Consider the following 12,781-nt stretch of genomic DNA (forward strand, 5'->3'; position numbering starts at 1 on the left):
AAGGCAGTACTTCCCCAAGGGCACCGACCTGTCAATGTATTCGCAGGCCAAACTCAACGCTGTGGCAAGGCGACTGAACGAGCGTCCAAGGAAGACGCTGGACTACGAAACCCCCGCCGAACGGTTCCAGCAAACTATTGCATCCACCGGTTGAATCCGCCCGTTCAATGCTGCCGGTCTCGTCGCCGAGTCCGCTGCCAACGACGTGTGGGACGTTGCATTCCTTGGAATCGATCCGCAGCGTGCAGCACACATCGCATTCACCGCGCCGTATCTACTGATCGAAGGAACATATGCCGTGCGAAAAGGGACGCCTTTCGTGAGTGTCGCAGATGTCGATCAGCCGGGTGTGCGCATCGCCGCAGCGCGCAACTCTGCCTACGACCTCTTTCTCAAACGTACGCTCAGACACGCCGAACTGGTCTACACAGATACTTCTCAGGCCGTTGTCGACTTGATGCTTAAAAAGGAACTGGATGCGGCAGCAGGCATTCGCCAGCCTTTGATCGCGGCCGTGGCGCTGCACGAGGACATACAGGTGTTGGCTGATCAGTTTATGTCTATCGAGCAGGCGATGGGTATGCCGCTCACCCGCATCGGGGTAGGCCACCGTTTCCTCTGCGATTTCGTGGAGCGGGCGAAGTTCTCTGGATTTGTCGAGGCGACGCTGCAAAAGTACGGTGCGACGGGAGCTACTGTCGCGGCGAGCGCCGAATAGTCCAGCGGCTTGGTTAGCCCCGCGAACGCATTTCGTCGATCCAGCCAGGCACCGCACCAAATAGATCGCCCACCAGACCGTAATCGGCGACGCTGAAAATCGGCGCTTCCGGGTCCTTGTTGATCGCGACGATCACCTTCGAGTCTTTCATGCCGGCCAGATGCTGGATCGCACCCGAGATGCCGACCGCCACGTACAGTTGGGGAGCGACGATCTTGCCGGTCTGGCCGACCTGGTAGTCGTTCGGCACGAAGCCCGCATCGACTGCCGCGCGCGATGCGCCCAGCGCCGCGTTCAGCTTGTCGGCCAGCGGCTCGAGCACCTTCGTGTAGTTCTCGCCGTTGCCGAGACCGCGGCCGCCCGAGACGATGATCTTCGCCGACGTCAGTTCCGGACGGTCGAGCTTCGTCACTTCACGGCTCACGAACTGCGCAATGCCCAAGTCCGCTGCCGCTTCGATTTTTTCCACCGATGCGCTGCCGCCTTCGGCTGCAACCGCATCGAAGCCGGTCGAACGCACCGTGATGACCTTGACCGGATCAGCCGATTGCACCGTCGCGATTGCGTTGCCCGCGTAGATCGGACGCTCGAACGTGTCGGCGCTATCCACTGCGGTGATGTCGCTGATCTGCGCGACGTCGAGCTTCGCCGCGATACGCGGCGCGATGTTCTTGCCGTAAGCGGTGGCCGGCGCGAGGATATGCGTGTAGTCCTTCGCGATGTTCAGCACCGTCGCTTCGACGTTTTCAGCAAGGCCTGCTTCGAGTTGCGGCGCATCGGCCAGCAATACCTTCGACACACCCGCGATCTTCGCCGCCGCATCCGCTGCCGCCTGCGCGTTGTGACCCGCGACCAGCACGTGGACGTCACCGCCAATCTTCTGGGCCGCCGCAATCGTGTTCAGCGTCGCGGCCTTGATCGACGCGTTGTCGTGTTCAGCAATTACCAGATTCGTCATTTCGTCCGTCTCCTTGTTCTACTTAGAGCACCTTGGCTTCAGTCTTCAGCTTCTCGACCAGCGTCTTCACGTCCGGCACCTTCACGCCAGCGGAGCGCTTGGGCGGCTCGGCGACTTTCAGCGTCTTCAGGCGCGGCGTCACGTCCACACCGAGGTCTTCCGGCTTGATCGTTTCGAGCGGCTTTTTCTTCGCCTTCATGATGTTGGGCAGCGTCACGTAACGCGGCTCGTTCAGGCGCAGGTCGGTGGTGACCACGGCCGGCAATGTGAGCGACAGCGTTTCAGCACCGCCATCCACTTCACGCGACACGGTTGCCTTGCCGTCGGCAACGACGACCTTCGAGGCAAACGTCGCTTGCGGCAGATTTGCCAGCGCGGCGAGCATCTGACCGGTCTGGTTCGAATCGTCGTCGATGGCCTGCTTGCCGAGGATGACCAGTTGCGGCTGCTCCTTGTCGACCAGCGCCTTCAGCAGCTTCGCCACCGCCAGCGGCTGCAGCTCTTCGCCCGCTTCGATCAGGATCGCACGATCCGCGCCGATTGCCAGCGCCGTGCGCAGCGTTTCCTGCGACTGCGTCACGCCACAGGACACGGCGATCACTTCGGTCGCCACGCCCGCTTCCCTCAGACGCACCGCTTCTTCAACTGCGATCTCGTCGAACGGATTCATCGACATCTTCACGTTCGCGATGTCGACGCCCGTGCCGTCCGACTTCACCCGGACTTTCACGTTGTAGTCGACCACTCTTTTGACTGGCACCAGGATTTTCATCGTTCCGTCCTTTCCCTTCCATCTCGTCTTCACAGGTAATACTTATGCGCTAGTTCCCGGTGATTCTCACGGAGTTCAGCGCCCGCGCCCTGCGCGATCATATGACCGTCGCGCAGCACATAAAAGCGATCGCTGACACGCGCGGCCATCGCGATGTTCTGTTCGACCAGCAGCATCGTCGTACCGCGCGCCTTCAATTCGAGCATGATCTTGCTGATCTCACCGACAAACAGCGGCGACAGTCCCGCGAGCGGTTCATCGAGCAGCAGAATACGCGGCCGCGATAGCAGTGCCCGACCTATGGCGACCATCTGTTGCTCGCCACCCGACATCGTTTTCGCTTTCTGACCAACCCGCTCCCGCAGACGGGGAAAAAAATCGAACACCTGCTCCATCTCGGCATCGTCGATCCGCGAGCGCGTGACGGCACCCATCCGTAGATTTTCGAGAACAGTCATCTCGGGAAACAGTTCGCGCTGCCCCGAAGCCTGGACCACGCCAGCCGCAAACACCTTATGTGAAGAGCTGCCGCGCAACTCCGTTCCCCCGACCTTGACCGAGCCGCTCCACGGCCGCACGAAGCCACACACGGCGTTGAGCAGGGTGGTCTTGCCGCTGCCGTTCGCCCCCAGCACGGTGACCACTTCGCCTGGCTCGAGTCGAAGATCGATGCCATGCAGTACCGGAAGTTTCGCGTAGCCGGCCGTCAGTCCTGAGATATGCAGCGATGGGGTATCAACCAAGGTAGGCCTCCAGTACGGATTCGTTCGAACGGATCTGCGCGGGCGTACCAGTCGCAAGCAACTGACCATAGTTCAGCACCGCGACCTTGTCCGAAGCCTGCATAACCAGGTTCATGTTGTGTTCGATCATCAGCACGGTGACGCCCCGCGACGTGACCTGCCGCAACACCTCAGCGAGCCGGTCGCAGTCGGCCACCGAAAGTCCCACCGCGGGCTCGTCGAGCATGATCAGTTCGGCTCGTGCAGCGAGTGCCCGTGTAATGTCGACCTGTCGTTGCAAGCCAAACGGCAGTTCCGAGACGAGGCGGTCTGCGTGGGATGCAAGCTGCATGTCGTCCAGGAGTAGCATTGCCCGATCCACCGCTTCGCGTTCGGCCCGGCGTGCAGACGGGAAGCCGAGCAGCGTGCCAAGGAACCCGGTGCCCAGCGTGCCCTGCATGCCGCACAGCACGTTCTCGAGTACGGTCATATCGCCGAACAGGCCGCCACCCTGGAATGTGCGGCGCACACCGGCTTTGGCAATTGCATGCGTCTTTCTGCCCGCGAGTTCAATACCGTTAAACTTGACGCTTCCCTCACTAGGCGTGACGAACCCCGTGATCGCGTTGAACAGCGTTGTCTTGCCGGCACCATTCGGTCCGATCATCGAGCAAACGGTCGCGGCCTCGATATCGAGCGACACATCGGATACCGCGACGAGCCCCGCGAAGCGCACCGTGACGTTATTCACTGAAAGTGCGGTCGTCATCAGCGGTCTCCCGATGAAACGAACAGACGTTCCTTGCAAAACGGAAGCCGTGCCGAAAGCACACCGCCGAGACCTCGCGGCGACACGCGCAGCACCACGATCAGCAGCAGGCTGAAGATGATTTCCTCGTAGCCCGCGAAATTGCGCAGGAATTCCGGCGCGCCAGTAAGCAGCACGGCACCGAGCACCGAACCCCACAGGCTGCCGAGGCCACCAATCATCACCATCGAATATTCGATCAACATCTCGCCGAGGCCGAAATTTTCCGGCGCAATGCGCGACGTCAACATGGCGAACAGGCCGCCCGCGACACCCACCACACACCCGCTCAGAGCGAACGCCAGAATCGTTGCTTGCGCTGGCGCCACACCTACGGACATAGCGGCGAGGCGGTTGTTGCGAATCGCGACCAGCGCGCGCCCGAAGCGCGATCTAAGGATGTTCCGTACCAGCCACAGCATCACTGCCACAGTAACAATGAACGCGAAGTACAGCCGCGTCTGCGAGTCGACTGCCATGCCGAACAGTTCCGGCGTCGGGACGAGAAGGCCGGTTGAACCTTGGGTCACCGTATCCGCGTGGATATAAGCCCAGCGCAGCAATTCGCCAAACGCTAACGTCACGATCGCAAGGTAGTAGCCGGACAGACGTAACGCGGGCAGTGAAACGAGCAGCCCGGCAAGCGTGCCGGCCAATGCGCTGCCCAACACGACAAGCACGAACGAATGCGTCAGATGCGTCGCGACGAGTCCCGCGGCATAGGCGCCCACGCCGTAGAAGGCGGTGTTGCAGAACGCTAGCTGGCCCAGATAGCCAAGCACGAGATTGAAGCCGACAGTCACCAGCACATACACAAGGATCAAATTGATTACGTACTGGATATAGTCGTTCGTGACGACCGGCACCGCGGCGAGCAATGCAACCAGCAGGATCAGCGGCACCGCGAGCAACCTGCGGCTATACCGCGTGCCACGCACCGCGTGACGGGAGGCGAGATCAGACACGGGCAAACTCCTTTCTGCCCAGCAAACCAGACGGCTTGACGGTCAGCACGAAGATAATCACGAGATATGCGCAGATATCGATCATCCCTGTCGACACGTAGCCGCCCGATAGCTGTTCGAGTATGCCGAGCAGGAAACCGCCGAGCACCGCACCGCCCACCGTGCCGAAACCGCCCAGTGCCATCGCCGCGAACGCCTTGATCAGGACCCCCGCGCCCATGTCCGGGTAGAGCAGCGTGATCGGCGCGATCAGGATGCCGCTCGCCGCCGCCATCATGCCTGTGACACCCCAAATCATCCGATTGAAGCCGACCACGTCGACTCCGACCATTGCCGCCCCACGACCGTTTTGCGAGACCGCCTGCGCGAGCCGACCAGGTTTCGAGCGATAAAAGAACAGCAGGAACGCACCGACGATTACGAGTGCGGCGAGCGTGATCACGATGTCCTGGGTGGTCCACACAATGTCCCCCAAAGTCACGGGCGGATACGAAAACACTGCCGGCATCGATATCACGTCGCGGCCCCAGAATATCCGCGCAATGCCGCGCAGCATGAACGACACGGCAACCGTCATCATCACCACCGAAGTGTGCGGCGCGCGCGCCATCGGCTCGATAAACAGGATATTGATGCCGACCGACATTACACCGAGCACGACTAGTGAACAGAGCGCGGCTAGAGCGTAATTTCCGTTGAACAGGTGCATGAACACGTACAGCGAAAAGGCACCGGCCATCAGCATGTCGCCCTGCGCAAAATTGACGACAGTCGTGCATCGAAACAGCAGAGTCATGCCTAATGCGACAAGCGCGTACACACCGCCCTGCGATATGCCGCTGAGAAAGAGCTGGATCAGCATCATAGTCCCCTGGTTACTTCTGAAGCGCTTGGACGACCGTTGCCTTGCCGTTCACGTAGGTCAGCATGCTGCCAGTCTTCAGTCCCGCGTGATCGGTAGCCGTGAAGGTCAATGGCGCCGCCATTACGCCGGTGTCGAAACCATGAAGATTGTTCAGCGCCGCAATGAATCGCTCGCGCGTCAGGTCGCGCCCCGAATCTTTAAGCGCTTGCACGACGGCCACTGCGCCGCCCATACCCAGAAACGTGAAAGTCTCGGGCTGCCCCCCGCTGCCGTAGCGATTGACGAGCTTCAGCCATGGCTGCATCCGCGCATCGTCGAGCGGCGCGACAAGCGGATAGAACACGTAAAGGTTGTCGGCCGCATGCGGATTGCCCGCACGCTGACGCGTGTCGTCAAGCGAGACGCCCTGGCTTCCGAGTACCGGAACCTGAAGGCCGTACTTGTAGGCATCACGCATGAAGATCGCGAGTTCGGCGGGATAAAGCATCGCCAATACCACCTGCGCGCCGGACGTTTTGACCTTCAGCACTTGCGGCGTCGCATCGCTGGTGCCGCGCTCCATCGACAGGTCCGCTACCGGTTGCAGATTGAACTTCTGCTTCAACTCCGCAACGGCAGGATCGCGGTTCGATTTGCCCCAGTCGTCCGAATGGCTGATGATCGCAACTTTGGTCGTGCCCGCCCGCGACATCGCGAAATCGGCCATGCGACGTCCAACAGCATCGGTAGTCGCGACGGGTTGGAAGATGTTCGCGGCAAACGGCGTGGAGATCATCACACTGGCCGCCCCGAGATCCATGAACGGCACGCCGCTTTTGATCAGTTCGGGCCGCGCCGCGAGTACGACTCCACTGCAGACGCCACCATGAATCATGAACACCTGATCCTGCGAAACCAGTTTGCGAACTGCCGCAATGCCTTTCGACGGATCGCAGGACTCATCTTCCCTTACGATCTCGATCTTGCGACCGTTGACACCGCCCGCGTCATTTGCCTGCTTGTAGACGGCCTCGGCGCCATACACCGACTTGCCGTACAGCGACGCCGCACCGGTCATCTCGCCGAACAGGCCGATTTTGATCGTGTCGTTGGTCACGCCTGTTTCTGCGTACGCCGGCATCGAAACGATCGATACGGTGGACACGAAAGCGACGGCAACACCAATCCACCGCACGAAAGTGCGTGTTTTCATGATCGTCTCCTAGATTTTTGTATGAAGTTGGGTGCTGTGACGGGCTGCCTTCGTCAGCGTTCGCGGCTGCGTTGCGCCAAAGCGGCAGCCCGCTCGCCCGCGGTCTTGCCGAACACCGCGCCGCGCATCACCGACGTCGCACCGGTATAGACCTGGTAGTACAGACCCGCAGCCTCGCCTGCGGCATACAGACCCTCGATCGGACGTCCATCGCAATCGACGACCTCCGCGTGACGATTGGTCTTGACGCCGCCGTACGTGAAACAGATGCCAGAAATGATTGGATATGCGGCGAACGGTCCTTTTTCAATCCGGCGCGACCAATTGGACTTTTTGGGGAACAGCCCGTGTGTCGCGAGGCCGTCGACCTCCAGCGCCTTGAACTCGCCCTTCCCACATGCGTCGTTGTAGGCTGCGACTGTCGCTGCGAGTCGCTCGGACGCGAGCCCAAGCTTGTCCGCCAATGCATCGACCGTGTCGGCCGTGATCGCCGGTTGATCGGTCCTGATGCTGCGCTTCCAGTTCGGCACGTCGTCAATGGAGGCGTCGTAAATGACATACGCGATCCCGCCCGGCTGATCGGCAATCGCCCGTGAGATATGGTCGTAGTGAACGTCCACCGGGCCCGGCGCTTCATCTACGAAGCGGTTGCAGTCGCGGTTCACGAGAATGCCGTATGGGAAATTCATCACCAGCGCTTCGGGTTGCGCGGAGCGCGGGTCGAGAGGCTCGGCGTGATACGCACTGAAGTCGCCCGCCGGCGCTGCGCCCGCGTCGAGTGCCATGCGGATACCCTCGCCGCGATTCTGATATCCGCCCCGCGCCACAGGACGCAGGTAGCGGGCCGCACCGCCGATATACTGCGCCAGCATTTCCGGATTTCCCTCGAAGCCGCCGGAGCCAAGCACCAGCGCTGCGCTGTTAAAAGCGATGCGCCCCCTCGCGCCGGAACAGGCGAGCAGAAACCGGTCGTCAGGCGTACGAGACAGCGACTTAGCGGTGGTCTCGTAGAAAATCTGGACGTCGAGCTTCAACGCGTGGTCCCGCAATGCCTCGATCAACGCGAGACCGCCGCCAACAGGCATCAGCCGCGGCGCGGCTGCCGTGATGAAATAAGTCGGCAGCGTGTCGAAGCGCACTCCGAAGGTCTTGAGCCATTTGACCGTCTCAGCTGCGCGTCCTGCCAACTCGGAGATCAGTTCCGGATCAGGCATCCCGTGCGCCTTTACGAACGACGGCCAGAACTGATACGGCTGCGCAACCTGCTCGATGATGTACGGGTCCAGATGGTCGCCCGCGTTTTCGGCGAGCCGTTCCTCAAAGTCGGCGCTGACCTCGTCTTCCGATGACATTCGGAAATACGCCTCCGTCCAGCGGGTGTTGCCACCAAACTCCTCCTCCGGCGCGCGCTCGAGTACCGCGACGCGAGCCCCCGCGCTGGCCGCCGCCACGGCGGCAGACAGTCCTGCAATACCGGCGCCGACTACGGTCACGTCGAACAACTGTTGGTGCGATTCGGACATGGTGTCCCCTATCCTCTTATCGGTTTAACTCCTCGTCCCGCCGCCAACGGGCAGCGGGACGACAAACTGCACCCGTTACGGCTTCAGTACTTGCGGATGAACGGATCCGGCATATCGAGATCGGTCGAGATCCATACGCTCTTCGTTTCCAGATATTCCTTCACCGCGTCGATGCCCCCTTCACGGCCGATGCCGCTGTCCTTGAAGCCGCCAAACGGCGTCGTATAGCTCGTCGACCGATAGTTGTTTATCCACACCGTACCGGCGCGAAGCTTTTCGCTCATCAGCATGGCGCGCTTCAGGCTTTGCGTCCAGACGCCGGCCGCAAGGCCAAAGCGGATATCGTTGCCAATTCGCAGCGCATCTTCCTCGTCCTTGAACTTCATAACCGCGAGCACGGGACCGAACACTTCCTCCTGGGCAATGCGCATGGAGTTATCCACGTCGACGAAAATCGTCGGCTCGATAATTTGCCCGCAACCATATTCCGGTCCCTGTGGCGCACGCCCTCCAGCGATGCAGCGCGCACCTTCTTCCTTGGCGATGTTGATGTAACGCATCACCTTTTCGAACTGTGGACGCGTGGCAACTGGACCGACCTGGATACCTGGTTTGGACGGATCGCCGACCTTCGCGTTGCGCGTGATCGTCAACAGTCGCTCGACAAACTCATCGTGGATGCTCTCCTGAAGCAACAGACGGGAACCGGCCATGCAGGTTTGGCCGCCGGCGGAGAAGATGCCAGTGATCACGCCGTTAGCTGCTTTTGCGAGATCGGCGTCGTCGAAGACGATATTCGGCGATTTGCCGCCCAGTTCCAGCGACACCCGCTTGAAGTGCTTGGCGCCGAGTTCGTTGACCTTGCGGCCGCCCTCGTCGCCGCCGGTAAAGGCAATGCGCGGCACCAGCGGATGCGTGACCAGCGGTTCGCCCGCTTCCTGGCCGAACCCGGTGATTACGTTGAACACGCCTGGGGGGAACCCCGCTTCGACGAACAGGCGGGCGAGTTCGAGGAGCGATACCGACGTAAATTCCGAAGGCTTGGCAACAACGGTGTTCCCCGCCGCTAGCGCCGGCGCGAGCTTCCATGCCGTCAGTAGCAACGATGAGTTCCATGGCGTGATGGTGCCGACCACACCGATCGGCTCGTAGCGCGTGTAGTTAAACACCTTGGGCTTGTCCATTGGGATAACCGCGCTCTGGATCTTGTCCGCGAGACCGCCATAGTAGTAGAAATACTTTGCGACGTACCGCACCTGCCCCGCCACCTCGCTTTGCAACTTGCCGTTGTCACGGCTTTCGACTTCGGTTAGGCGTTGCGCGTTTGCATCGATCAATGCGCCCAAGCGATGCAGCAGCATGCCCCGGTCGCTCGCCGACATGCTTCCCCACGGACCGCGCATTGCTGCGTCGGCCGCACGCACCGCGGCGTCGACATCTTCGGCATTCGCCTGAGGAATCAGTGCCCACGGTTCGCCTGAAAACGGATCGAGGCTCTCGAACCATTTGCCCGAACGCGGTTCGACAAAATCGTTGTTGATGAACAGCCCGTATTTCTCGCTCATTTCACGTCCTTTCGCTTTTGAAATCCTCAGCCTTGGCAAATCGCGCATCTCAGCTTTGCACCGTTTCCGTGGCTTCAGTGGTTGCTCCGGTGACGTCATCCTGACAACCCGATGGATCATCTTCAAACGAAAAATCGTCACAATTTAGTGACTGTTGCTCATGTACCGTTGGCGGTCCAAACGCTGCAAGCCTTGCGGCGCGGATGTTTGACGGCACCCCAACACCGTCATGGGACAGTCTCGGACGAGTGAGTTTCCGCATTGGCACCAGGGTTTATGCCGATCGATGAGTGCGATGCAGTCGTTGCTCTCAGGCGCTGTGTTGTGCATTCCATACGTGTAAAGTAACGCCTGTCGTCAGCCGATCGATCAAAAATAGTTGGAGGTGGAGACAGGAATGCGCAGGAAGATACCGACCTTGGGCGCACTGATCGCGTTTGAAGCGGCCGCGCGGCATGAGAGCTTTTCGCGCGCGGCGTCCGAACTCGCTCTTACGGAGGGCGCAATTAGCCGCCAGATATCGCAGCTGGAAGACTATCTCGGCTTGCCGCTGTTCAACCGCGTGAAAAAACGCCTTACGCTAACGGCGACAGGACGTACCTATGCGACGAAAGTACGTGAAGATTTAAGCCGGATAGAGCGCAATACGATAGCGGCAATGATCCCGCAGGATGTCAACAAAGTCGTCGAGCTTGCGGTGATGCCGACGTTCAGCGCGAAGTGGCTAATTCCTCGCCTCGGCGAATTTCAACAGATCCATCCCGACATCACCGTCAATCTGAACGAGAGACCACATCCTTTCCTGTTCGGCGATTCGCACCTCGATGCAGCGGTTCACTTCGAACATCCCTCCTGGGCGGGCACCGTGCAGGTTCACCTGTTCGAAGAGGAGCTGGTGCCGGTGTGCGCACCAACGCTCAAAAATATCGAGCAATGCGAGAAAGCCGTAGATCTCGCCAGCTTCACACTGCTCCATAAGACCTCTCGCGAAGAGGCGTGGCCTCGCTGGTTCGAGGCTGCGAACGCGAGACGTGATTTCGATTTTTTGCGCGGCCCCCGCTATGACCTGTTCTCGATGCTGATTGCTGGAGCGTTGAGTGGAGTCGGAGTGGCACTAGTCCCGCGCTTATATGTCCAACAGGAGATCGCGGACGGGCGGTTGATCATTCCCGTCGACAAGTCGATCCGAGGTCTGAAACGCTACTGCCTCGTCTATCCGGAGCACAAGGAAATGTCGCCTTCGTTGCGGTTGTTAGCCGACTATCTGCTCGAATGCGCGGCGCAAGCACGCGACGCGTCGTGCGCGATGTCGCTTGACACAGAAAGCGAAAATGTATCAGGGAAGTGAAAAAAGGGGCTGCCGCAAACGCTGAACAAATCTGGATGCGGCTGAAGTCAACCGCCCGGAACATTAGGGTGTTGTCCTCGGCCGGCGCGCGGAGCGCCGCTGTGCGTCGGTGACGACGCCGGTTTTGTCTCGATCGTCGAGCGGCCGTCGACCCACTTCGGCCCTCCAGCTTTCCCGAAAGCGGTCACACGTAAGCAAAAATCGACGATGCCGCCCGAGCCATGCCGCTGCTGTACGTCGCTACCGCGCAAGCTTATTCCGAACTTCAAGCGCGTTCACAGCACGCGTCGGAAACGACGAAGGCACTTCCGGTGCCTTCGTCGTGCGAGGTGCCAGAGGCTCGTTCAGTTCACCGTGACAACGATCTTCCCAACTTGCTCATTCGATTCAAGGAAGCGCGTTGCATCCTGGATTCGATCGAAGTCGAATGTCCGGGAGATCAAAGGCGAAAGAGCGCCGGATTCGAGACCCTCGTTGATAAACGCCTTGGCGCGCTCCAGCAGTTCGTCGTTGCTCGTGACCTCGATGTAGAGATAGCCCTTGAAGGTCAGACACTTGCCGAGCAAAGCGAACTGCGGAAACACCCCCTCGTCGGTGCTCAACGCGCCGTACTCGAGGAGGATGCCACCGAACGACATACACTCCGCAAGTTGAGCGATTCCCGGGCCGCCGATTGGATCGAACACGACGCGCGCTCCCTTCCCATTCGTGATTTCCTTCACTCGGGCCGCCAGGTCCTCCTCAATCGTGGCAATCACGTGGTGAGCCCCGGCATCCTGAAGCGGCTGCGCCTTCGCGCTGGTGCGGGTCGTTGCAATAACGGTTGCACCGACGCGCCGTGCGATCTGGATCGCAGCGATGCCAACGCTGCTCGATGCCGCTGACACGATCACGAAATCGTCGGCGCCCAGTTTCCCTTGCGCAACCAGCGCACCCCACGCCGTAACGTACTGCATCCACGATGCAGCGGCCTGTTCGAAGCTTAGCCGCGCAGGATGTTTCACAACATACTTGGCCGGAATGTTGATCACTTCCCCGTAAGTTGGCCAACGCGACATGTCCAGGGTCGGAATGACGCTCACGGCATCGTTTTCGGAAAAATCAGTAACGGTTGCACCCAGCGTCTTCACGGTGCCCGCGGCCTCGTAGCCGAGCTGGGACGGAAATACTGCTTCTTGAAGATATCGGCCGGAGCGAAACATGACCTCGGCACGGTTGAGCCCAATGGCCCTGACGGTAATTTGAACTTCGTCTACAGCGGGTGCGGGAACGTCCACGTCTTCAATGCGCAGGACGTTCGCATCGCCATATTCATGGAAACGGACAACTCGGGTCATAACCAACT

The 12,781-nt window shown here is 60.2% G+C and carries 12 protein-coding genes and 1 pseudogene; 3 read left to right on the forward strand and 10 right to left on the reverse strand.

Annotated features, from left to right (window positions below; translation table 11 throughout):
• A pseudogene (locus tag HV770_RS27870) lies at positions 1–154 on the forward strand (IS30 family transposase); the annotation flags it as partial.
• A gap of 51 nt (positions 155–205) precedes the next feature.
• The gene (locus HV770_RS27875) at positions 206–718 is read left to right on the forward strand and encodes a type 2 periplasmic-binding domain-containing protein (RefSeq protein ID WP_175164782.1); all 513 of its coding nucleotides are present in this window, start codon (positions 206–208) and stop codon (positions 716–718) included.
• A 13-nt stretch (positions 719–731) separates the two neighbouring features.
• On the opposite strand, the gene HV770_RS27880 is transcribed toward HV770_RS27875, so the two are convergent.
• The 9 genes from HV770_RS27880 to HV770_RS27920 form a co-directional block, all read right to left on the reverse strand.
• Positions 732–1,676 carry an electron transfer flavoprotein subunit alpha/FixB family protein gene (locus HV770_RS27880; RefSeq protein ID WP_175164783.1) on the reverse strand — a complete coding sequence of 315 codons (945 nt, stop codon included), beginning with the start codon at positions 1,674–1,676 and terminating at the stop codon, positions 732–734.
• 22 nt (positions 1,677–1,698) lie between these two features.
• On the reverse strand, positions 1,699–2,448 hold the full coding sequence (locus tag HV770_RS27885; RefSeq protein WP_175164784.1) for an electron transfer flavoprotein subunit beta/FixA family protein: 750 nt from the start codon (positions 2,446–2,448) through the stop codon (positions 1,699–1,701).
• Between the two features lie 29 nt (positions 2,449–2,477).
• Positions 2,478–3,191 carry an ABC transporter ATP-binding protein gene (locus HV770_RS27890; protein ID WP_217468653.1) on the reverse strand — a complete coding sequence of 238 codons (714 nt, stop codon included), beginning with the start codon at positions 3,189–3,191 and terminating at the stop codon, positions 2,478–2,480.
• Positions 3,184–3,939: an ABC transporter ATP-binding protein gene (locus tag HV770_RS27895; protein WP_175164786.1), complete on the reverse strand. Its 756-nt coding sequence runs from the start codon at positions 3,937–3,939 to the stop codon at positions 3,184–3,186. The genes HV770_RS27890 and HV770_RS27895 overlap by 8 nt, the downstream gene beginning before the upstream one ends.
• Positions 3,939–4,943, reverse strand: coding sequence for a branched-chain amino acid ABC transporter permease (locus HV770_RS27900; protein WP_175164787.1), 1,005 nt, complete (start codon positions 4,941–4,943; stop codon positions 3,939–3,941). Before HV770_RS27900 ends, HV770_RS27895 begins: the two co-directional genes overlap by 1 nt.
• The gene (locus HV770_RS27905) at positions 4,936–5,808 is read right to left on the reverse strand and encodes a branched-chain amino acid ABC transporter permease (RefSeq protein WP_175164788.1); all 873 of its coding nucleotides are present in this window, start codon (positions 5,806–5,808) and stop codon (positions 4,936–4,938) included. The genes HV770_RS27900 and HV770_RS27905 overlap by 8 nt, the downstream gene beginning before the upstream one ends.
• A 10-nt stretch (positions 5,809–5,818) precedes the next feature.
• On the reverse strand, positions 5,819–7,000 hold the full coding sequence (locus HV770_RS27910) for an ABC transporter substrate-binding protein (RefSeq protein WP_175164789.1): 1,182 nt from the start codon (positions 6,998–7,000) through the stop codon (positions 5,819–5,821).
• A gap of 53 nt (positions 7,001–7,053) precedes the next feature.
• On the reverse strand, positions 7,054–8,523 hold the full coding sequence (tcuA, locus tag HV770_RS27915) for an FAD-dependent tricarballylate dehydrogenase TcuA (RefSeq protein ID WP_175164790.1): 1,470 nt from the start codon (positions 8,521–8,523) through the stop codon (positions 7,054–7,056).
• An 83-nt stretch (positions 8,524–8,606) separates the two neighbouring features.
• Positions 8,607–10,088: an aldehyde dehydrogenase gene (locus HV770_RS27920; RefSeq protein WP_175164914.1), complete on the reverse strand. Its 1,482-nt coding sequence runs from the start codon at positions 10,086–10,088 to the stop codon at positions 8,607–8,609.
• Between the two features lie 418 nt (positions 10,089–10,506).
• Here HV770_RS27920 and HV770_RS27925 point away from each other — a divergent pair, with 418 nt between their 5' ends.
• Positions 10,507–11,436: a LysR family transcriptional regulator gene (locus tag HV770_RS27925; RefSeq protein ID WP_246291223.1), complete on the forward strand. Its 930-nt coding sequence runs from the start codon at positions 10,507–10,509 to the stop codon at positions 11,434–11,436.
• A gap of 344 nt (positions 11,437–11,780) precedes the next feature.
• Here the strand turns inward: HV770_RS27925 and HV770_RS27930 are convergent, their stop codons facing one another.
• Entirely contained in the window at positions 11,781–12,773 is a 993-nt protein-coding gene (locus tag HV770_RS27930; protein WP_175164792.1) for a zinc-dependent alcohol dehydrogenase family protein, read from the reverse strand.
• Positions 12,774–12,781 lie beyond the last annotated feature (8 nt).

Source organism: Paraburkholderia fynbosensis, assembly GCF_902859935.1.
In the GTDB taxonomy this organism is placed as follows: domain Bacteria; phylum Pseudomonadota; class Gammaproteobacteria; order Burkholderiales; family Burkholderiaceae; genus Paraburkholderia; species Paraburkholderia fynbosensis.